Annotated in this window: 18 protein-coding genes and 2 tRNA genes; 16 read left to right on the top strand and 4 right to left on the bottom strand. The window is 43.5% G+C overall.

Annotation, left to right across the window (positions count from 1 at the left end):
- Nucleotides 1–114 precede the first annotated feature (114 nt).
- From rpmH to APAR_RS07000, 9 genes are all read left to right on the top strand, one after another.
- Nucleotides 115–249, top strand: coding sequence for a 50S ribosomal protein L34 (gene rpmH / locus APAR_RS07040; protein ID WP_003148884.1), 135 nt, complete (start codon nt 115–117; stop codon nt 247–249).
- Nucleotides 250–260: 11 nt separating this feature from the next.
- Entirely contained in the window at nt 261–584 is a 324-nt protein-coding gene (gene rnpA / locus APAR_RS07035; RefSeq protein WP_012809448.1) for a ribonuclease P protein component, read from the top strand.
- Nucleotides 581–817: a membrane protein insertion efficiency factor YidD gene (gene yidD, locus APAR_RS07030; protein WP_012809447.1), complete on the top strand. Its 237-nt coding sequence runs from the start codon at nt 581–583 to the stop codon at nt 815–817. Before rnpA ends, yidD begins: the two co-directional genes overlap by 4 nt.
- A gap of 20 nt (nt 818–837) precedes the next feature.
- On the top strand, nt 838–1,596 hold the full coding sequence (locus APAR_RS07025) for a YidC/Oxa1 family membrane protein insertase (protein ID WP_012809446.1): 759 nt from the start codon (nt 838–840) through the stop codon (nt 1,594–1,596).
- Nucleotides 1,597–1,680: 84 nt separating this feature from the next.
- A complete protein-coding gene (locus APAR_RS07020; protein WP_012809445.1) occupies nt 1,681–2,265 on the top strand; it encodes a Jag family protein in 585 nt (194 codons plus the stop codon).
- A 103-nt stretch (nt 2,266–2,368) separates the two neighbouring features.
- Nucleotides 2,369–3,127 carry a 16S rRNA (guanine(527)-N(7))-methyltransferase RsmG gene (gene rsmG, locus APAR_RS07015; RefSeq protein ID WP_012809444.1) on the top strand — a complete coding sequence of 253 codons (759 nt, stop codon included), beginning with the start codon at nt 2,369–2,371 and terminating at the stop codon, nt 3,125–3,127.
- Between the two features lie 64 nt (nt 3,128–3,191).
- On the top strand, nt 3,192–3,992 hold the full coding sequence (locus APAR_RS07010) for a ParA family protein (protein WP_012809443.1): 801 nt from the start codon (nt 3,192–3,194) through the stop codon (nt 3,990–3,992).
- Complete coding sequence (locus APAR_RS07005) at nt 3,985–4,845, top strand: ParB/RepB/Spo0J family partition protein (protein WP_012809442.1); 861 nt, start codon at nt 3,985–3,987, stop codon at nt 4,843–4,845. Before APAR_RS07010 ends, APAR_RS07005 begins: the two co-directional genes overlap by 8 nt.
- A complete protein-coding gene (locus APAR_RS07000) occupies nt 4,845–5,081 on the top strand; it encodes a hypothetical protein (RefSeq protein ID WP_041654093.1) in 237 nt (78 codons plus the stop codon). The genes APAR_RS07005 and APAR_RS07000 overlap by 1 nt, the downstream gene beginning before the upstream one ends.
- Before the next feature lie 91 nt (nt 5,082–5,172).
- Here APAR_RS07000 and rlmN read toward each other — a convergent pair whose 3' ends face one another.
- Complete coding sequence (gene rlmN, locus APAR_RS06995; protein WP_012809441.1) at nt 5,173–6,291, bottom strand: dual-specificity RNA methyltransferase RlmN; 1,119 nt, start codon at nt 6,289–6,291, stop codon at nt 5,173–5,175.
- Nucleotides 6,292–6,390: 99 nt separating this feature from the next.
- On the opposite strand from rlmN, the gene APAR_RS06990 reads away from it, so the two are divergent.
- Both APAR_RS06990 and APAR_RS06985 read left to right on the top strand, forming a co-directional pair.
- Complete coding sequence (locus APAR_RS06990; RefSeq protein ID WP_012809440.1) at nt 6,391–7,350, top strand: D-alanine--D-alanine ligase family protein; 960 nt, start codon at nt 6,391–6,393, stop codon at nt 7,348–7,350.
- A gap of 11 nt (nt 7,351–7,361) precedes the next feature.
- Entirely contained in the window at nt 7,362–10,379 is a 3,018-nt protein-coding gene (locus APAR_RS06985) for a helicase C-terminal domain-containing protein (protein ID WP_041654091.1), read from the top strand.
- A 100-nt stretch (nt 10,380–10,479) separates the two neighbouring features.
- On the opposite strand, the gene APAR_RS06980 is transcribed toward APAR_RS06985, so the two are convergent.
- Both APAR_RS06980 and APAR_RS06975 read right to left on the bottom strand, forming a co-directional pair.
- The gene (locus APAR_RS06980; RefSeq protein ID WP_012809438.1) at nt 10,480–11,469 is read right to left on the bottom strand and encodes a WYL domain-containing protein; all 990 of its coding nucleotides are present in this window, start codon (nt 11,467–11,469) and stop codon (nt 10,480–10,482) included.
- Nucleotides 11,459–12,349: a helix-turn-helix transcriptional regulator gene (locus APAR_RS06975; RefSeq protein WP_169302139.1), complete on the bottom strand. Its 891-nt coding sequence runs from the start codon at nt 12,347–12,349 to the stop codon at nt 11,459–11,461. Before APAR_RS06975 ends, APAR_RS06980 begins: the two co-directional genes overlap by 11 nt.
- Nucleotides 12,350–12,628: 279 nt before the next feature.
- Between APAR_RS06975 and APAR_RS06970 the strand changes: the two genes are divergently transcribed.
- Nucleotides 12,629–14,554, top strand: coding sequence for a prolipoprotein diacylglyceryl transferase (locus APAR_RS06970; RefSeq protein ID WP_012809436.1), 1,926 nt, complete (start codon nt 12,629–12,631; stop codon nt 14,552–14,554).
- 86 nt (nt 14,555–14,640) lie between these two features.
- Here the strand turns inward: APAR_RS06970 and APAR_RS06965 are convergent, their stop codons facing one another.
- Entirely contained in the window at nt 14,641–16,896 is a 2,256-nt protein-coding gene (locus APAR_RS06965; protein ID WP_012809435.1) for a SpaA isopeptide-forming pilin-related protein, read from the bottom strand.
- Nucleotides 16,897–17,042: 146 nt separating this feature from the next.
- On the opposite strand from APAR_RS06965, the gene APAR_RS06960 reads away from it, so the two are divergent.
- From APAR_RS06960 to APAR_RS06945, 4 genes are all read left to right on the top strand, one after another.
- Nucleotides 17,043–17,444: a Fur family transcriptional regulator gene (locus APAR_RS06960; protein WP_012809434.1), complete on the top strand. Its 402-nt coding sequence runs from the start codon at nt 17,043–17,045 to the stop codon at nt 17,442–17,444.
- Nucleotides 17,445–17,917: 473 nt separating this feature from the next.
- Nucleotides 17,918–17,992 (top strand) — tRNA-Gly (locus APAR_RS06955).
- A 166-nt stretch (nt 17,993–18,158) separates the two neighbouring features.
- Entirely contained in the window at nt 18,159–19,436 is a 1,278-nt protein-coding gene (locus tag APAR_RS06950; RefSeq protein WP_041654089.1) for an aminopeptidase, read from the top strand.
- Nucleotides 19,437–19,484: 48 nt separating this feature from the next.
- A tRNA-Lys gene (locus APAR_RS06945) sits at nt 19,485–19,560 on the top strand.
- Nucleotides 19,561–19,618 lie beyond the last annotated feature (58 nt).

Raw genomic sequence — 19,618 nt, 5'->3', positions numbered from 1 at the left:
AAAAGAGAGAAAAAGTTGAGGTAACTGCGTAGAAAATTTGACACGTACCTATAAACACGAGTACAATCTGTAGGCTTTTTAATCGATACTGTACCCGTTCGGGAGGAAATAGCTATGAAGCGTACCTACCAGCCAAATAAGCGCAAGCGTGCAACTACTCACGGTTTCCGTGCACGTATGGCAACTAAAAATGGCCGTGCCGTTCTCGCTCGCCGCCGCCTTAAGGGCCGTAAGCGCCTCACTGTCTGAGGAATGTTTCTGTGAAGACCATTAAATCTCGCGCAGAGTTTGAAAGGGTCTTCTCTACGGGGAAGAGAGCTCAAAGTTCTGTTCTTCGTATACGAGTAGCACCATCCACTGAGGCACATCCTTCCGAGGTAGCCTTTGTAGCTCCAAAAAGATTAGGTAACGCCGTATTTAGAAACAGGTGTAAACGCGTTTTACGCGAAGCAGCTCGAAAGAGCGGTTTACCTGTTGAGGGATACGGCATTATTCTCTTTGCGACTAAAGATACACACAGCACTAATCCTGCTGATATAAGTATTTCTTTGGATGCTCTATTAAGAAAGACGGGGGTCAAATGAGTGAGAAAAGACAAAAATCTTTTCTTGCAAACTTGTTCTTAAGTGTTATTCGTTTCTATCAAAGAAACATCTCTCCCCTTTTTAAGCCGCACTGTATTTACAGACCTACTTGTTCTGAATATGCAGTTCAGGCCATACAAAAGTATGGTGCTAAAAAGGGAAGCTGGCTTGCTTTTAAGCGTATTGTTCGCTGTCACCCTTTTCATAAGGGAGGATACGATCCCGTTCCGTAAAGGAACGTATCGGAGGAAATATGTGGGATTGGATTGTTAACTTTCTATACACAGTCTTAGCGGGACTTCAATCATTCTCGGGAGACTGGGGTATGGCAGTTATCCTGCTTACCATCATCATCCGTATCATTCTGGTTCCAATGACCAACAAGCAGACAGCCTCTATGGCTCGAATGAGTGTTGTTCAGCCAAAGCTTAAAGAAATCCAGGAGCGTTACGCCGATGATCCTGTAAGGCAGAATGAAGAGATGCGTAAACTTTACGCAGAAATTAATTTCAACCCTCTTGGTGGTTGTCTGCCACTACTTCTGCAGTCTCCTATCTTTATTGCACTCTTTACGGTTGCAAAAATGGTTCCAGTGGATTCTCGTTTCTATGGCATTCTTCCTTCTATTGCACGAACAACATCCGACATTTTTACTGTTGACGGCTTTGTTAGCGCTATTCCTTACATGATTTTTGTTCTTCTGTTTGGTCTTACGACTTTTCTATCCATGGCAGTAAATGCTCGTACAAGCTCTGGTGAGCAGCGTACTCAGCAGTACATGATGGGCGGTATAATGACCCTCATGATGCTTTGGTTTGGTTGGACTGTGCCAGCAGCTGTTCTTCTCTACTACGTAACTTCTGGTGTTTGGCAGCTTGCTCAGCAGCAGCTCATTACCAAGCGTATTATGGAAAGAGAGAAACTCAAAGCTGAAGCTCAGATGGCTAATAAACCAATTGAGGTTGATGTGGTTAGAAAAGAGAAGAAGCCACGTCCTCATAAAAAGGCCTAACAGCTGAGGGTAAAAATAACTTTTGTTTACCGAAATTTTTACGATACATTAATAGTTAAACTTTTATACTGACTGGAGGACGACATGGAGGATGAGACTTTCGTTTCTGAGCCAAACGCTCTTAATGAGTCTCCTGTCGTTGATTCACAAGACGAGTTTGCTTCAATTCGAGAGCATTTTGAAGCCGGAATTCAGCTTACTGATGTTGAGATGAATAAGATTGCTGATACAGCTGTCTTTTATCTGAGAGAGCTTCTCTCATTCTTTGGCGAGAATAGCTGTGCAATTGATGAGTATGACGGTGAAGACGGTGAGCTCATTCTTGACGTAACTGGTGGCGATCTTGCAATTCTTATTGGTCGTCACGGCAACACGCTTGAGGCACTTCAGATGGTTCTTTCTTCTCTGATGAGTGCTAAGCTTCACTTTCACTATCCAGTGTCTGTTGATGTTGAAAGCTATAAGAGCCGTCGTCGCAATAAGCTTCAAGAGATGGCGCTCTCTGCTGCTGCTCGCGCTAAAAAGACCGGTAAGGTTTCTCTTGCTCCAATGAGTGGCTATGAGCGTCGTATTATCCATATTGCACTTAGAGATAACCTTGAGGTTACTACTCACTCTGAGGGTGATGATCCATATCGACGTGTTGTGGTTACAGCTATCAATAGCTAAGAATCTTTAATAAGCTTTACTGATTTGATGAGGAAGGTTTACGCCTTCCTCTTTTTTTGTGACAATTCTTCTTGTTACAAGAAGTTTTGTCACAGGAGAAGCAATGTTTGAATTAGAGAATTCTTTATACAATTCAAAAGAGAATGTACTTAATGAACTTCTCCATAACTATGGAATTGATTCAACTGAGCTTCAAAGAAAACAACTTTTGGGACATATTGAGTTGCTTATTGAAATCAATGAGAGGCTTAATCTTACAAGAATCACTTCAATTGATGACGCACTGATACTTCACATACTTGATTCTTTGTTACCTCTCAAAGTTTGTGATGAATTTATATCTTGTAATCGAAATTATATTGATATTGGTACCGGCGGAGGTTTTCCTGGACTGCCTCTTGCAATTATGAGTAATAACAAAACATTGCTGGTTGATTCTATTGGTAAAAAGGTCAATGCTGTACAGTCAATGATTAATGAGATTGGTCTTGAGGAAAAAGTTAAAGCTGAAAAACTTCGTGCGGAAGAAATTCCAAATACCTATAAGCAGAAGTTTGATTTTGTAACTTTCAGAGCAGTTGCAAAGACAAATATTCTTTTGGAGTACGCAGAGCCTTTCTTAGCCTTTCAAGGTACCCTTATAGTAATGAAGGCCAATGTTGATGAGATAGAGCTTCAGGACGCCTCTCAAGCTGCCAAAATTTTTGGATATGAAAATGTTTCACGTGAAACATTTGAATTACCAAATGATTTTGGCCATAGAGAAATCCTTTTGTATAAAAAAGTAACAAAAAGCAAAATTAAGCTTCCGAGAAAACCCGGAATGGCTAAAACAAATCCGTTTGTTGCAAGAAGAGCGTAATTGTGGAATGTTTCACGTGAAACATTCTGTATTATTAAAATAAACTTGGTCAAACGGAGGATAAATGAACTACAAAGACCTTTCAAGGGGATTTCAAGATAGAGATACCAAAGTTCTAGCTGTAATCAATCAAAAGGGCGGAGTTGGAAAATCAACTACCGTAATTAACCTTGCTGCTGCTCTAGGTGAAACAAAAAAGAAAGTTCTAATTATCGATTTTGATCCGCAGGGTAATGCAACAAGTGGTTTTGGTATTGATAAAGAAGAACTTGAAGCGGATATCTATGACGTAATTCTGAATGAGACATCAATTGAAGAGGTGTTGAAGCAAACAGTTCAGAAGTACGTAACTATTGCACCTGCTACCATTCAACTTGCAGGAGCAGAAATTGAACTAGTCTCCATCGAATCAAGAGAGAATGTTTTAAAACAAGCAATTGACCAGGTTAAAGAGTACTTTGATTACATTTTGATTGACTGTCCACCTTCATTAGGACTTCTTACTATCAATGCTCTTGTAGCAGCTGATAGTATTCTTATTCCAATTCAATGTGAATATTACGCACTTGAAGGTGTAACTAAGATTGTTGAATCAATGAAGATGGTGCAAAAACAACTCAATCCAGATCTTGATATTTTTGGTGTAGTGATGACCATGTTTGATAGCCGGACTTCCCTATCTAAGCAGGTTGTAAATGAGGTTTCCAACTACTTTGGAAATAAGGTATTCAAAACGCTCATCCCAAGGAATATCAAAATTGCTGAAGCACCAAGTCATGGTTTACCGGTAACCATGTATGCCCGAATTAGTATGGGCGCACTTGCATACAACAAACTTGCAAAGGAAGTGAATCGTCGTGGTTAAAAAGACAGGACTTGGTAAAGGTCTTAATTCTCTTTTTAGTGAGGTAGATGCAGAAGTTGGTAACAAAAAAGAAACCACCACACTGCCTCTAAAGAAGATTAAACCAAACAAAAATCAACCTCGCAAACGATTTGATGAAGCTGAACTTGCAGAGCTTAGTGATTCAATTAAGCAAAATGGTATTCTTCAGCCACTTCTTGTACGCGAGAAGGGCGATCATTATGAAATAGTTGCTGGTGAGAGACGATTCCAGGCTGCAAAACTTGCAAAAATAGAGGAAGTCCCTGTAGTAATTAAGTCGATTTCTGATGAAGAAGTATTTAAACTTGCTCTTATTGAGAATCTACAGAGGTCAGATTTAAGTCCAATTGAGGAAGCACAAGGCTATAAGCAGTTAATTAAACAAGAAAACTTAACTCAAGATGATCTAGCAAAAGTCTTATCAAAGTCTAGGTCTGCAATTACAAATACTCTGCGCCTCCTTGATTTACCAATAGAAGTTCAAACTTTGATGGCCGGGGGACGCATTAGTGCTGGACATGCTCGTGCGATTCTTTCTGTAAGTGGAAAAGAAGGAAGAATTAAGCTTGCCCAGAAAGTAATTGAAGAGAATTTATCGGTGCGTCAGACAGAAAACCTTGCTCCACTATTTTCTGTCACGACTGCTGAAAAACCAAAGAGGCAGCCAACTCCACAGGCTTACAAACGCGCTGCAAGACAATTAAGGATTGCTTTGGACACTCCGGTAAAAGTACGTAATGTCCGCGGTAAGAATAAGATTGAAATTGAGTTTAACGATGAAGAAGAGCTTGCTGCTTTAGTTGAAAAACTGTCAAATGGCAAAGATGCATAATGAAGATAAAGTTTGCAATTATATCTACCGCTTCGTTGCTTGGAATTGCTTTTCTCGCTAAGCATACTCTATTGACGGAAGAGGCCCAAAAAAGCTTTCTTTATGCAATAAGGAAATCGAGAAGAGCTCTCGATACAATACTTGATGATTGTTCGGGCAGCGGCGATAGAAAAACCTCTAAAAACATTCTTTCTCACCAAGCTAGGGTAGAAAGAGAATGGTTAAACGTAATATAGAACAAATGTTCTATATTAGAGTAAAAAGAAGGGGCCAGTAAGAGCCCCTTCTTTGTATTATGAGCATATGAGACGCGTATATGTGCGCTGCTTAACGTGCGTTTCTTTTCTGGAAAAGTTGGCCGCAAGCTGCGTCAATATCAGATCCGCGGGAAAGACGAATAGTTGCTTCAACTCCGACAGAATTAAGACTATTAACAAACTCCTGTGCGCGAGCAGGGGAAGTTGGATGGAATTTTGAACCTTCAATCTCGTTAAGCTGAATGATGTTAACGTGGCAAAGTGTTCCACGACAGAAGTCCCTTAGAGCTCCAAGCTCATTGTCAGAATCGTTTACACCCTTAATTAACGCATACTCATACGTTGGACGACGACCGGTTTTATCGACATATTCACCCATAATGTCGTAAAGATGGATAAGTGAGTATTTGCGTACTCCTGGCATGAGAGCATCGCGCGTCTTTTGAACTGCGGAATGAAGTGACACTGCAAGCGTAAACTGCTCTGGCTCAGAGGCAAAACGCTTAATCATCGGGATAACTCCGCAGGTAGAAACTGTAATATGACGGGCTCCAATACCGGCTCCATCGGGGGAGTTGAGGCGCCTCATAGCGGTGAGAGTGGCGTCATAGTTCATAAAAGGCTCACCCTGGCCCATAAGAACAACGCTGGTAACACGTGTGTCAAAGTCGTCACGAACATGCATAACTTGTTCGTAGATTTCACTTGCAGAAAGAGAACGTGTGAGGCCAGAAGCACCTGTTGCACAGAAAGCACAGCCCATAGCACATCCAGCTTGCGTGGAAGCGCAGACAGAGAGCTTGTTACCATTTGGCATACCGACACATTCAACAGAGGTACCATCAGGATAACGAAGCAGGTATTTACGGCTTCCGTCCTCAGAAACCTGACGAACAACCTGCTCAGCTCCAGCAAGAATTACCTGCTTAGACAGCTCTTCTCGTAGTGTTTTTGGGAGGTTACTCATCTGATCAAAAGAAGTAGCACCCTTAGACCAAATCCATTCTTCAATTTGCTTTGCACGGAATTTTGGCTGACCAAGTGAAGTTACCAAGTCAAGAATTTGTTCCGATGAAAGGCTTCTAAGGTCAGATTTAGCGGCTGTTTTCTGTGGTCGAGAATCAGGCGTAGGAGTGTCTGCACCGTCAACCGTGGTGTTTGTGCCGTCAAGAGTATTATTTGATTGCATTTTTGTCCTTCTCCACCTCTTCTAAGCTATCTGCGGTATCTTAGAAGAAATACGTTTACTAGAGTGTACCCTATGGGAGACTTATCTAAAGGAGCGGAAATGACACGTGAAGAGTTAAAAAAACTTCATGTAGCAGTTGTTTCAGGCGGCTGGTCAGACGAGCATGAGATTGCAATGGAGTCTGGCAAGCAGTGTGCAGCAGCACTTAAAGAGGCCGGCTTTATCAATGTTGACCTGCTTGATGTTGCAGAGAAAGACTTTGTGGTTGCCCTTGCTCAGGGTGATTATGATGTCGTGTACGTTGCAATGCATGGCCGTTTTGGTGAGGATGGCTGCATCCAGGGTCTTCTTGAGATTCTGCACATTCCATACACGTTTTCGGGCGTTCTTGCGTCTGCTATGGGAACAGAAAAAGAGCTGTCGAAGCTTATGTATAGGCAGGCAGGCATTCCAACTCCTAGGGGTATTGACGTTCCTTCAGGCACTGTCTTTACAGATGAGCAAGTTGATAAGCTTATTGAGGACCTCGGCTTCCCAATGTTTGTCAAGCCCTCTGGCAACGGCTCCAGCTACGGTGTTACGCGCGTTACTTCGCGAGAAGAGCTTCCCGCTGCACTTAAACTTGCAGGTGAGCAGGGCGAGCGTATTCTGATTGAGGAGTGTGTAGTAGGAACAGAGATTACTGTTCCCGTTATTGGTAACGACAACCCAACCGCTCTACCAATCGTTGAGATTGTTACTGGTGATGAGTTCTACAGTATTAAGACAAAATACGAGCCTGCATCTTTGCACCACGTTATTCCCGCTCGTCTTGAGCCAGCAGTGTATGCGCGTGCCCAGGAGCTGGCAATTAAGGCCCACAATGCGCTTGGTTGCCGCGGTGTTTCTCGTAGTGACTTTATTGTTACAGAAGACGGTGAGCCAGTAGTGCTTGAGACAAACACCATCCCTGGTATGACTGCACGTTCTTTGCTGCCTGATTCTGCTCGTACCGGCGGTATTGATTTCCCTGAGCTCTGTACTCGATTTATTGAGTTTGCGCTTGAGGATCGTCAGTAGATTTGTAGGCTATGACCAGCACTAAAAACGCTACGCAAAAACTAGAAGAACTCATTCTTCCGGGCACTCCTTCTGCGATTTGTAAAAAGTATTTGGAGCTTGCAGAGAGGGCTGAGCATGAGTCGTTTGATGTCTTAGAGGATGATATTGTTGTTTTGGATACTGAGACAACAGGTTTGTCCTTTAAGAAATGCTCCCTTATTGAGATTTCTGCTGCCAAATTGAGCGGAAGAGAGATCATAGAGCGCTTTCAGACTTTTGTTGATCCTGGATGCCCAATTCCGGAAGAGATTACAACCCTGACTTCAATCACCGACGAAGACGTTAAGGGCGCGCCAAGTGCAAAAGAAGCCGTTGCTGCACTTGCAGAGTTTGTTGGCGGACTTCCTGTTTTGGCTCACAACGCCACTTTTGACCGTACGTTTATTGAACGAGTGCCCGGCGGAACTTCGGTCTCCGATACTTGGATTGATACGCTGTCACTCTCACGTATAGCGCTACCGAGACTCTCTTCGCACAAGCTGTCGAGCATGGCTGAAGCGTTTGGCACCATGAAGGTCACGCACCGCGCAAGTGACGACGTAGACGCCCTTTGCGGCATGTGGCGTATCTTGCTTTTGGGACTTATGAATCTGCCCCGCGGTCTTCTCGCCAAACTGGCATCAATGCACGATAACGTGGAGTGGAAATTCAGGCCAATCTTTTCGTATTTGTCGCAGATAAAAGAAAAAGAAGTTGTTCAGCGTGGCATCGCAAGGAAAGATGCAACAGGTGCAGAACTTGCAGATGCGGAGATTTCGGGCACGTTTTTCTCGCTTAAGGACATTCGTAGTCAGCTTGTTGCAGATGCAAAAACAAAGGCGAGAAGGGACGCGGACGACCCAGAAACGCCTGCTATGCTGCCGATTTCTAAAGACGAGATTCACAGGGCGTTTGCTAAACCGGGCGTTGTCTCACAGATGTATGACAAGTTTGAGACGCGCAGCGAGCAGGTAAGCATGTCTGTCGAAGTCAGAAACGCTCTGGTAACTTCATCGCATAGAGAACTTGAAGCAGGAACCGGTATTGGCAAGTCGATTGCATACCTGTTGCCTGAGGCGTTATTTGCACAGAAAAATGATGTTACTGTAGGTATTGCTACAAAAACGAATGCGCTGACCGATCAGCTTGTTACTCATGATCTCCCTGCACTTGCAAGAGCGCTGCCAAATGGGCTGAGTTTTTGTAGCTTAAAAGGATACGAGCACTATCCATGCTTGCACCGTGTTGATAGAGCAGCTCTTGAGGAGCTGCCGTTGACGTTGATTGATCAGGAAGGCCGTTCTAGCAATAGCGTTGCGTCAGATATGCTGACCGCAATTGCAGTGATTTACGCGTATGCGTGTCAGTCGGCCGATGGTGACTTGGATGCATTGGGTATTCGTTGGCGCTCGGTTCCGCGAGAAATGGTGACTATTAAAGCAGCAGAGTGCCTACGCTCAAAGTGCCCATATTATCCTCATGAGTGTTTTGTCCATGGAGCTCGAAAGCGCGCAGGATCTTCAGATGTTGTGGTGACTAATCACTCTCTGCTACTAAGAAATGTTGCTGCTGACGGCAAAATTCTTCCTCCTATAAGGCATTGGGTCATTGACGAGGCTCATGGATTTGAAGCCGAGGCTCGCCATCAATGGGCAATAGAAATTTCTGCTAAGGAAATGAGAAACGGCTTTGAGCTGCTTGGAGGAATTAAGTCCGGGGCTATTCACGCTGCTATGGTGGGCGCCGCCAATCTTGAAGATTCTACGCTGCTTACTGGTCTTCTCACACGTTCTGCTGCTGCAGTTCAACGGGCTATGGCAGCAATGGGCAACCTCATGGTTGCCGTGCATGAACTGGCTCCGTTGGCTAAAAGTGATGGTGGCTATAATTCCCTTCAGCTTTGGATTAACGATGAAGTGAGAGAAACAAAGGAATGGAAAGAGTTTTTGGAGACCGCTTCTGTTGCTCTTTCTGCTCTTGAAGAAGCAGCACTTAGAATAGGAAAGACCACCGAGGCTCTTACTGCATCAGCTCCAAACCTTGCGAGCAATTTGAGCGAGTCGGGAATGTTTCTTAGCACCCTTCTGGAGTCATTGAAGCTTATTTGTGATGGAACGGACAAGAGTTACGTCTATTCGGCAAAGTTGACTCGACTAAAGCGTGATATTGGCTCTGAAGCCCTTGTGGCCGAGAAGCTTGATATTGGAGCAGAGTTGGCGGAAAAGTGGCTTCCTGAGACGCATTCCGTTGTATTTACTTCGGCAACTATTGCTGTTGGAGACGATTTTTCTCATTTTGAGCATGCTGTTGGTCTGGATAGGGGTTCCTTTGAGCACAAGAGTTTGCATTTAGACTCTAGCTTTGACTACGAGAATCACATGGGCGTCTTTGTGGCCGAAGATATGCCTACACCAACTGATCCAGGGTATTTGGATGCTCTGGAAAAGTTGCTGTTTGACGTCCATGTTCAGATGGGCGGTTCGGTGTTGACGCTCTTTACTAACAGGCGCGATATGGAGCGTCTTTACGAAGCGCTGGAACCACGTTTGAGCGAGTATGGCCTCACTCTTGCTTGCCAGGAGCGATCTTCTTCCGCACGGCGCATTCGTGAAAAGTTCCTAGCCGAAAAGAACCTCTCGCTGTTTGCTCTTAAATCATTTTGGGAGGGATTTGATGCTGCGGGGGACACGCTTAGGTGCGTGGTGATCCCTAAACTTCCGTTCGCAAGCCCTAATGAGCCACTGGTCAAAGAGCGTGAGGTGCGAGAAGACCGTGCGTGGTGGCGTTATTCTCTGCCAGAGGCAGTAATTGCAACAAAACAGGCAGCTGGTCGTCTCATCAGGAGTGCTGAGGACAAGGGCGTTTTAGTACTTGCTGATTCAAGACTGGTATCTAAGCGATATGGCAGTTCGTTTTTGAAATCGTTACCTAACAAGAACTATCAATGTGTCTCAACAAAGAACATCTCTGGACAGATTGCTAAGTGGCGAGAAGAACACGACGCGTAGTATCAGTCTTCTAGCCGTCTAACCAGATAATCAGCCAACCTGTTAAACGAACAACCAACGATTAAGCAGGTAGAACATTTGCTGATTCGGATAGTTCGACCTAAAGCTGTTCTTCTGCAGCAAGCAAAGACGCAGCATAATTGTGCATTGCTTGCATCACAGTCTCATCTTCGGTTCTTACTTTTCCTTTGAGGGCTATCAGCCTTTGCAGAAGCCATGTTCCACCGTAGTAGGGAATAGTTGCTTTAATTTCTGCAGCATTGCGTTGATTTCTGACCGTTTTGAGTCCTGGCCACGAATATTGCATAAGCGCGTTTTTATCAAGGAAGACAAGTCTTACTATCTGAGTCTTTTCCTGCGGGACAGCCTCTTTTACATTTTCTACAAGTTTTCGTTGTATTAACGAAGCGGGGTGCGTTTCAATGCGTCTCATACGATTGAGTCTAAAGACTCTCTGTTGCTTCAGATTTAAGTCAATTCCCTCGATAAGCCAACCATTTTCTCCGTATAACAGATGGTGGGGAAGAATTTCTCTTTGATTAATAGCAAAGTTTTTATCATATTGAGTTTCTTCGGCCGTTAGCTCAGAGTGATACTCAAATGAAATAACTTGTGATTCTGCAATTGCATTTGAACAGGTGAGAAAAACATCTACTTCTTCGGAATAACTTTTAGTAACAAGAGACGTAGATGAGGAGTTGCTCAAAACAGAGCTTGGTGCATATGGAGACTTAATCAGTTTCCAAAATATACTTTCTTTGGGTAAAGCGAGTGCTGTAAAAGCCTCTTTAAGTGCTAAAACTTCCTCTTTTGTTAGAACAAGCCTACGAGTTTTAAAAGGAGACTCTCCAACAAGAGTTAGAGTATCTTGGTCTTCAGTAAGAGGGAGGGGAAGATAGCCATTCTCGCCTGTGAGCTGTAAGAGCTCCATAAGAACGGTGGCCTCTTCAGTGGATATATCAAATCGAGATTGGACTGCATTTAACTCAACTGAGTCAAAAGAATCTCTAAGTGCAGCAGCAAGCAGCACAAGTTTATAGACAAGCGACGATATGTTTTTTCTACCTAAAGAAGTATTTTTAACAGCCATTGGCAACCTCGCTTAAAGACTCTTTCCATTTTGAGAGAAGAGACTTCGGTGACCTTGGAATTAATCCATGAGCAAGAATCCAAGATAGCGCAGCGTCTTCATGAGCGTAAACGACGGTCCACAGAGCGCCATTAGAGAGGAGCTCAACGTCACCTTGGCCTTGTGAGAAATGTTCAAAAGCAGAGAGTATGTTTTTAGGGACAAACGCAGCAAGAGTACCAGTCTGTGCTCCGAGTTGGAAATCGAGAAGATTGTAGTTTTTTGAGTCAAAATCTACCGGTATAGAGAAGGATTCGTTTTTAAGAATCGCAGCATCTATAACACGGCTAACGCGGAAGGTTTTGATTCGAGCGGTCTTTATGTTGTGTGAAAAATCTTTAGCCACAAAATATAGAAGCCCCTGTGAAACAAAAAAGTCCAAAACACCAAGAAGCCTTTGCTTAACTTGGCTCTGTGAATCTGTATATGTAATCTTTACCAGTTGTTTAGAGCTGAGTGATTCGTAAAGAATAGGAAAAACCTTGCTCTGAGAAAAAGCACTAGGTTTTTGATTGTCTGACTCGTCTGAGTCTGAGGAATAAAAGTTGCCAACAATTTTAGAGAGAGCATTTCTTAATTCCTTTTGATATACAAATGTTGTATCAGTCAGAATTGCGCTGCAGATAACAAGCAGCTGATTGGCATCTTTATCGCTTAAGTCGCAGGAGGATCCAAAGAAGTTTGATTCCGAAAGATAGAAAGACTTTTCTTTTCCTGTTTTTACTTCAGTGATTGCAAATCCAAGTTGCTTCAGAATAGCACGATCTCTTGAAAACGTTCTTAAAGCAGAATCAGTAGATAAGTCAGAGTAAACCGCTGTATATAACTCTGAAGAGGGCAAAGGCCCTTTTTGGAGTAACAACATAAATAGCGAGAAAACCCTCCAGGCACCTAGCTCATTATTACCTAGAGTTTTACCGTTTGGAGTCATATTCACCGCCTGCTTTTTGCTAGTTGAACTCAAATCTTTCTAAACATATACGAAAGTTTTTGATATTTAGTGCAGAATTTCTAAATTTGGGTGTAAAAATACACTTTAACCGCTATATTTCGATATAAGACGTATACTAATGACGTATATATGAAACCTGTCAGAAGACATGCCAACGAAGGACGCAGTATGGCCATTACACATGACTATGTTGACTATCTAGACGAGCAAATTGATATTGCTCCTGCCGGTAGCCAAGAGGAGCTTCAGGCTGCTCAAACTATTGCTGAAGAAATGAAAATTCACGGACTTGAAGCAACCATTGAAGAATTTGATGCTAAGTCTATTAAGAGTCTTGGCTATTCAGTCTATCTAATTTTCCTCTTCATTGGCATTATTTTTGCAGGAACTAGTAACGTAGCACTCATTGTTTTTGGTGTTTTGCTTGTTGTTGGTTTTGGTGCACTCACTTGTCTTAAGTATTTTGGTAATGACGTTCTCGGTACATTTGGATCTTCCATTAGAAGTCAGAATGTTGTCGCTAAGCATGAGGCTACCGGTGAGCTTGTTGCAAAAGGCAATCGTCCAATCGTAATCGTTGCTCATTATGATTCTCCACATACCAACTTCCTTGTTGAGTCTCCTGTTGCGAAGTACGTACCTCTTGCACAAAGGTATGCACGTTGGTGTGTAGTTGCTGTATTTGTTGCTACTTTTGTTCAGATTCTTCGTTTCCTTCCTGATTCAGTTCGTATCTTTTTCTGGATTGTTGGTATTCTTGCAGCTCTTCCGCTTGTTGCGCTATCTATTGCAACTATCGCAGAGCGTTTTGCACCATGTACTATCGGCGCAAACAACAATAAGTCTTCAGTTGCGGCTCTTCTTGGCATTCTCGAAAACGTTCGTCCTACTGGACATCGTCCTGAGGTTATTCATCACTTTGCAGGAGATGCTGCTGCGCTTATCCCAGAGCCTGATGAGGTGGAAGGCGTTCGTCATGGCGAGGAAGTTCTCAATTCATTGGGCATTCTTCCTAAGGATTGCGAAGTAAGCTACGTTGCTTATGACACTACTGGTGCCAGTCAGACCGCATCTCTTGATGATGTTGCGGAAGCTGTAAATGCCACAACAGAAGAAGAACAGGCTGAGGATGCTGCATCTGACAATACTGTTGTTTATGACTCTGTTGATGATGAACTTAATGCAACCATGAAGCAGGTTCATGAGTCTGCAGATGCAAACGCAACATTAGTACAGCCTGGAGAAGCGCATGAGCTCCATTCTAAAAACGATTTTGCTCGTCGCGCGTCACTTTTCGACCTACCCGATCCTTCTGGCGATGCTGTTGATCCACTGGCTCCATCTTCTGAACCAGCTCCTCATTATGTTCCAGCTTCAACACCTGCACCTACTCCTGAAACAGAAGATGCGGAGGGTCCATTTGACACCATTTCAGCTGATGAGAGTCTAACGGAGACACAAGACGCAAAGACTCCTGAGGCCAAGCGTCGTTCTTTCAGGCTTTTTGGACGCAACGATGGGCCATCAGATGACTGGAAGGGAGGAGCAACTCCATCTGCAGAAAATCGTGAAGAAGATGACTCTGAGGATGTATCTGCTATTTCTGAGGACGATCTTCGTAATGCCGTTCTTTCACTTTCTGATGATGAGCTCATTTCGCATGACATTTGGTTTGTTGCGCTTGGTGCATCTGATTTTGATCACGCAGGCATGAGAGAGTTCCTTGCAAAGCACAGAACTGATATTCGTGGTGCTTTCCTCATCAACCTTGATTGTGTTGGCGCTGGTTCGCTCTCTATTCTTAAGAATGAGGGAATTGGTAACGTTCGTCGTGCTGATCGTAGAATGACTCGACTCCTTTCTACTATTGCGACTGATCTTCATATTGATGTTGAGCAGAGTTCATTTGACTGGGGAACCACTGATGCAACTCCTGCAATGCAGAATTCAGTTCGTTCTGTTACTTTGATGGGAATGAATGAGGACGGTCTTCCTGCGTTTAGCCGCACTGCCTCTGATGTTCGTGAGAACGTTAGTGCTGATCAGTGTGCTGACGCTGCAGCCCTTGTTACCGAGCTTATTAGACGCTCATAAACGAACAAGCAATCAGTACAGGTTTTTAAGAAGGGGTAGAGATTTCTACCCCTTCTTTGTTTTAGTTTTAAGAGGAGATTACATAATCAAAAAAGCCGTCTTATTTTTGTAGCAAATAAATGAGTACATCCAATGAGTAACGCGCCTGCCAGAGCGAATAAAAGAGGAATTTCGTAAGCATTATCTGCCGTTTCGGGAAGATGGGGCTTAGGGGCTACACGAATAGTCTGAGCTTCAGAGTGGCTGTCGGTATGTGAAGCAACCTTTTCTCCATCTTTTGAGATTGTTTCGTAGGCAGTAACTTCTTTACCCTCAAGAGAAGTAGTTCTTACAGAAAAAGGAACAGCGGCTTCTCCCGATGAGGTAGAAGCTTTAAAACGGACAGTCCCGCGAGCGATGGGTTCTGCTGCACCTTCTTGGACTTGTTTTGTTTCATAGAGTTCTCCAGTAATTTCATACTCTTCTCCTGGAGTGAGACCTTCATATTTGATGTGATCAACAAGATTTAATATTTCAGTATATTTGGGAGTTTTGGATCCCGAAGTGTCTACAAGCATTGTTTGTAGAGCAATTCTCTCATCAATGAGTTCGGGCGCTTCTATAGTCTCTTCAGAAGTAAGGGTAACCGTTGGATTCCATTCTGTATTGAGAGAGTAACCTGCTGGAGCTAGTACTTCTTTAAGTGAATAGGAACCAAATGGAAGGTCTTTAATTGCAGCAACGCCAGATTCATCTGTTTCTACTGTAGTGACAACTTCGTGAGGAGCAATCCATTTATCTTGATAAAAAACAGGTTGAGTGGAGTTATTAGTAAGTTCAATTTTGGCACCCTTTAGACTTGGCATTTCTTTTATTTCAGAATAACCATCGGATGAACTTAGAGAAGTGTGTCCAATTTTCTTAATCTTAAGATTCCCTCTTATTACTTCATCTTTAAAAATAAAGGAGTGCTCAGACGAAGAACTCTCTTTTCCACTAGAAACGTTTGTCCAGACCAGATTCCCATTTTGGCTTGATAGTTTCCAAGTTTGAAATGAAAGTTCTGGAAGTTTATAACCTTTAGGTGCTTGAATTTCTTCGATTTGATAATACCCCAGAGGAAGCCAGGGTTTCTCGTCAAGAGTAAAGAGGTCATCTCCAGAAACCTTGTGGTCTGCATCAAAAGAAGTAAAGCCTTGAGCGTCGGTCGAAAAAACCCATGTTCTTAACGTTGTTTCGGAGGATCCGCTATAGGTTACTTTAAAAAGTGCACCTTGTAGCGTTGCGTTTCCTTGGGGAGAAGTACCCTGTTGCTCTGCTTGGTTGCCCTCATCGAGGTTGGCACTGTGGTCGAAGTCTTGTTTTGAAATGTGTAGATTGAAGTCCCCGATAGGAGTATCGGTAACCGCGAGAGTGCTTTCTTCTTGGTTTTTTATTTCTACGGTGTGAACGGTTGGATCAAGAAGAAAACCTTTTGGAGCAGAGGTTTCTTTTACATATACACATCCAACAGGCAGTCCGTCGATTGTTGCGGATCCAGATGCATCAAGTGTGAGACTACCAAGAAGATTGGTACAACCTTCATCGGAATATACTTCGTAGACAGCGCCTTCTAAGGCGTAATGCTCATTATTGGAAGTAATAGCAGGCAATAAGGAGTTTTTAGTAATCTTGAGAGAGCCAGATTGTTCTCCGAAGAAAAATAGGACCTGTTTGTCACCTGCGGGTACAAAAAGCTTTGCAATCCCGTTCTCTGGACCGCCGCTGTTATTGTGGGCGTAGTTCACAGCATCGGTGTAGAATCTCTCGATTGGTTGATGGAGTTCTTCTTGAGGGACGCTAACCGCAAGGGTATGAGCTTCACCGCGCATAACAGCCCAAAGCGCAAACTGTGTGATAGCTCGCGCCTTCCAGCCCGTATAGCCATAAACGTCTTTCTCTTGGGAAGCAGTAGCTCCGTGATAAATGATGTAGTCAATAGCTCGAAGTTGCTCATCTGTATAAGTTCCACCACGAGCGCCGGTAGCTGAAGTAAGTTTTGTATAAGATTGTGGGTCAACTATACTTCCAGTTGCTCCTGGCCATGCGCCGTAGTGATTAAACTCGTCTCCACAGTAGAGATAAGTGCCATCGCTAGCAGTCCACATGGGAATTTGTTGTCCACCGGGGAAGTCTTCTCTTTGGGCAACAGTAAAAGAAGGATCTTGGGCAAAGGCAAGTTTATGAGCAGGCTTTAGTAAAAGATGGCTAAGTAAAAGTCCTCCAATCAATAGGGGAATAAACCAAAAGTGAAAAGCAGAAGCAAGAGAGCGTTTCTGCGCAGTTATTTTTTCCTTAGGTTTTGAGGATTTTGTGATAAACATACGTGCCTCCAAACTGAAAAATCAGAGGTAGATTGTGTATGACGAGGTTTTCTTGATACATAAACGTGAGCTTTTGTTGCAACATATAGATATTTAGTGTTAACGTATCTAATAATCAGTAACACTTACTATTTAATGAGGTTATCGTGCGTTACAGTAAGCAGCGTGAGGCAATTCGGACATATATGGAAGGTCGCCATGATCATCCAACAGCAGATAGCGTGTATGCGGCAGTAAGAGAGGAGTTACCGAACATCTCTCTTGGAACCGTTTATCGTAACCTTATGCAGCTTGTTGATGCAGGTGAGCTCCAGGTTGTTAATACTGGCGATAATATCTCCCGTTTTGATCCAACTACAACTGAGCATGCCCACTTTCAGTGTCATGAGTGCGGTCGCGTCTTTGATGTAGATGGACCTGTTCTGAAGGATCTTACTAGCCTTACCAAGGATTCTTGTGGTGAGATTGACTCTTACGCCTTGTGCTTTACAGGTATTTGTAATGAGTGCTTATCTAAGAACCCTGCGCTACATCATAGTGTGAACTAATCATGTTGTAACAAAGCAGCTCGCTTGAGAGACCGGTGTTTTACCGGTCTTTTTCTTTATGGGGGAGCCTCAGGTTTGCGAGTAAACCTATCTGCTAGACGCAATCGCAGACCCGCATGTCCTACAGAAGGAAAGATACTTGGCATGATTGGATCTCCGCCAAGTAGTTTTGCCCGAGGAAGGTTGAGTTGTCGGGTGGAGAGTAGGTGTCTATAAGAAGTGGGGTAGTGGTGTGCGGGGGTTTCTCGCCAGAAGTACTTTTGCATAGCGCTCCTTTCGTTGGAGAGCATGCTAAAGAGTGACTTTGTACCTATTCTGACCACTAGCTTTCTAATTTCTTTCAAAGAAAGTTTTTGTAGGCGCATATTTTTGGTATACGTGCAGCTAGGCAAAAAATTACACATCAAACTTTTATCTATTTGATGAGCAAGCAATTAAATGGCAAAAAATACTGTGATAAAATCTACATAATTGCGGGTATCGCCAAGTGGTAAGGCAATGGCTTCCCAAGCCATCATCCGCGGGTTCGAATCCCGTTGCCCGCTCCAAAGACACAAAAGAGCCCTTTGGGGCTCTTTTTATGGACAAGACTGAAATTTGGCGTTGTGAAGAAGGCTGTTCGGGTAGAAGTTGAACGGAAATATTTTGGATATATTGCCGAATAGCTTGCTCTTAGTTTCTTGAATTAAGCGATTGATGGTTGAAGGGAAGAACATGACACAGATTCCTATGACAGACCAAGAGGTAAAGATTGCTCTTGATGCTCTGTCTGATCAGATTGATAAGTACGCTGAGCTTCTTGTGAAGAAGGGATGCGCAATTTCTGAGGGAAGTCAGCTGGTAATTAACGCATCAATTGAGATTGCTGATTTTGTTCGTAGAGTTCAACGAGCAGCTTATGCGGCTGGTGCGGAATTTGTTACGGTTATTTGGGGCGATCAAGAGTCCTCAAGAATCATGTATGAAAACGTCGATCTAGCACGTCTTTCTAAGACGCCAAGTTGGAAGATTGAGCAGCTTAATTCTCTAGCGGAGCAGGGCGCAGCATTTTTGTTCCTCTCATCTGATGATCCAAACGGTTTAAAAGGTATTGATCCAGAGAAGCCAGCTGCTGTTTCTCGTGCAAGGAATCTGGAATGTGACGTTTTTAGAAATGGTATGGATTTTGGCAAAAACGTTTGGTGTATTGCCGGTGTTCCTGCAGCTGAATGGGCAAAGGTAATTTTCCCAGAGCTTTCTGAGTCCGAGGCAATTTACAGGCTTTGGGTTGCTATTTTGGACGTTGCTCATGCAAGCGGAGAAGATCCTCAAAGTGCTTGGGAGACTCATAATGCAACATTTGAGAAGACCAAGCGTTTCATGAACTCCCACCAGTTTAAAGAGCTTCGCTATGAGTCTTCAAATGGAACTAACCTGACTATTGGCATGAATCCAGGACATCTTTGGGAAGGTGGCGCTGGAAAGACACAGGATGGAACGTTGTTCTTCCCTAATATTCCTACTGAGGAAGTTTTTACAACACCAAACTATCGCAAGGTAAACGGCACCGTTCATTCTGCGCTACCTCTGATTCACGCTGGTCAGATTGTTAAGAACTTTTGGTTTACCTTCAAAGACGGTGAGGTAGTTGATTACGGCGCTGAGCAAGGCAAAGATGTTCTGACCTCTATTGTTTCTCAAAAGGGCGGTAAATATCTGGGAGAATGCGCCCTTATCTCTAAGAATACTCCTATTCGCCAAAGCGGTATTTTATTCTATGACACTCTGTATGATGAGAATGCCAGTTGTCACTTGGCTCTTGGAATGGGCTTCCCAGAGTGTCTGAAAGGCGGTCTTGAGATGAACTCAGATGAGCTCTTGGCCCATGGTGTTAATCAGAGCACTACGCACGTTGATTTTATGATTGGTGCAGACGATTTGAATATTTGGGGAATTTCTGACGATGGAAAAGAAATACCAATTTTCGTAAATGGACAATGGGCATGGGAGTAAACTGCTACACTATCTTAGTTGCGTGGTAAAATTGCCACGCCCGATAATGGGCCGTTAGCTCAGTTGGTAGAGCAGGGGACTTTTAATCCCAAGGTCTAGGGTTCGAATCCCTAACGGCCCACCAGGTAATTCAAAGGTCGGGTACCATAGTGGTACTCGACCTTTTCTTTTACAAGCAGAAG

The sequence above is a fragment of the Lancefieldella parvula DSM 20469 genome, assembly GCF_000024225.1.
Lineage (GTDB): Bacteria > Actinomycetota > Coriobacteriia > Coriobacteriales > Atopobiaceae > Lancefieldella > Lancefieldella parvula.
The sequence above is the reverse complement of the archived record's forward strand: the minus strand, read 5'-3'. Positions and strand labels throughout refer to the sequence as shown.

Coding starts and splice junctions, on each gene's coding strand:
- rpmH (WP_003148884.1), top strand. CDS start 115: ATGAAGCGTACCTACCAGCCAAATAAGCGCAAGCGTGCAACTACTCAC.
- APAR_RS06965 (WP_012809435.1), bottom strand. CDS start 16,896: ATGTTTATCACAAAATCCTCAAAACCTAAGGAAAAAATAACTGCGCAG.
- yidD (WP_012809447.1), top strand. CDS start 581: ATGAGTGAGAAAAGACAAAAATCTTTTCTTGCAAACTTGTTCTTAAGT.
- APAR_RS07000 (WP_041654093.1), top strand. CDS start 4,845: ATGAAGATAAAGTTTGCAATTATATCTACCGCTTCGTTGCTTGGAATT.
- APAR_RS06980 (WP_012809438.1), bottom strand. CDS start 11,469: ATGGCTGTTAAAAATACTTCTTTAGGTAGAAAAAACATATCGTCGCTT.
- APAR_RS06950 (WP_041654089.1), top strand. CDS start 18,159: ATGACACAGATTCCTATGACAGACCAAGAGGTAAAGATTGCTCTTGAT.
- APAR_RS07025 (WP_012809446.1), top strand. CDS start 838: ATGTGGGATTGGATTGTTAACTTTCTATACACAGTCTTAGCGGGACTT.
- rsmG (WP_012809444.1), top strand. CDS start 2,369: ATGTTTGAATTAGAGAATTCTTTATACAATTCAAAAGAGAATGTACTT.
- APAR_RS06985 (WP_041654091.1), top strand. CDS start 7,362: ATGACCAGCACTAAAAACGCTACGCAAAAACTAGAAGAACTCATTCTT.
- APAR_RS06970 (WP_012809436.1), top strand. CDS start 12,629: ATGGCCATTACACATGACTATGTTGACTATCTAGACGAGCAAATTGAT.
- APAR_RS06990 (WP_012809440.1), top strand. CDS start 6,391: ATGACACGTGAAGAGTTAAAAAAACTTCATGTAGCAGTTGTTTCAGGC.
- APAR_RS07010 (WP_012809443.1), top strand. CDS start 3,192: ATGAACTACAAAGACCTTTCAAGGGGATTTCAAGATAGAGATACCAAA.
- APAR_RS07020 (WP_012809445.1), top strand. CDS start 1,681: ATGGAGGATGAGACTTTCGTTTCTGAGCCAAACGCTCTTAATGAGTCT.
- rlmN (WP_012809441.1), bottom strand. CDS start 6,291: ATGCAATCAAATAATACTCTTGACGGCACAAACACCACGGTTGACGGT.